Raw genomic sequence first — 1,091 nt, forward strand, 5'->3', positions numbered from 1 at the left:
ACGTCATCAAGGCCCTCCGGCAGAAAGGGCGCCCGCGTCACACCGTTAGCCGAGACCAACTTCAAATGTTTCCAGATACTTGAAGAAGAGGGGCACAATGACTCACCACTCGCGATGGCGCGCATGCCGCGTTCGGCGGCGTTGTTGTCGAGTTCGAGGATGCCGTTGTCGAGGTAGGGGCGCAGGCGTTCCATCCTGGTGAGGGCGTATCGGATGGCGGCCGCTAGCGGGGATTTCCCCGAGATCGTGGTGAGTTGCATGGCCAGCCAGACTTCCAGGTCATCGAAGACCGGGGCGGCATGTGCCTTACGGAGTTCGGCGCGGCGGTCCGGTGGCGAACCTCGGGCTTCCTTCTCGACGGCATAGAGCCGGGCGATGCGGCCGATGGCCTCCTCAGCGATCGGCGAACCTTGCGATCGGTGGATGTCCACGAACTTGCGCCTGACATGGGCCATGCAGGCGACTTCGCGGATGGCGCCGGAACGGTAGAGATCCTCGAACCCGGCATAGCCGTCGGCATGCATCCAGCCGCGGAAACGGGCCAGATGATCCTTGGGGTGCTGACCCTTGCGGTCGCCCGAGAAGCGATACCATGCGGCAGGCGGAGCATCGCCATCCCATGGGCGCTCATCGCGGGCATAGGTCCAGAGCCGGGCCGTCTGGGTCTTGCCGGTGCCGGGCGCCAGCATCCGCACCGGCGTATCGTCGGCGAAGATCGCCTCGGCCGACAGGACATGGCGCCCGATGGCCTCGGCCAGTGGCTCCAGAAGGGTGGTGGTCTTGCCGACCCAGTCGGCCAGGGTCGATCGGTCGAGATCGAGCCCTTCGCGGCCGAAGATCTGGCTCTGGCGATAGAGGGGGAGATGGTCGGCATACTTGCTGACCAGCACATGGGCCAGCAGACCCGGCCCGGGGCGACCGCGCTCGATCGGGCGCGACGGCAGCGGGGCCTGGACGAAGCGTTCGCAGCAAGCGCAGGTCAGCCGGGGGCGGACAATCCGGTTCACGATGAAGCGCCCAGGAACATACTCCAGCTCTTCCGTGACGTCCTCGCCGATCCGGCGCAGGCGACCGCCGCAATCGGCACAGGC

Annotated in this window: 1 protein-coding gene; it reads right to left on the minus strand. The window is 66.3% G+C overall.

Features of this window, described 5'->3' with window-relative positions:
• Positions 1 to 1,091, minus strand: a 1,091-nt coding sequence (locus PARJ55_RS22825) for an IS66 family transposase (RefSeq protein WP_232215765.1), incomplete at both ends; no start/stop codon positions are given.

It is taken from the genome of Paracoccus sp. J55 (assembly GCF_000513975.1).
In the GTDB taxonomy this organism is placed as follows: domain Bacteria; phylum Pseudomonadota; class Alphaproteobacteria; order Rhodobacterales; family Rhodobacteraceae; genus Paracoccus.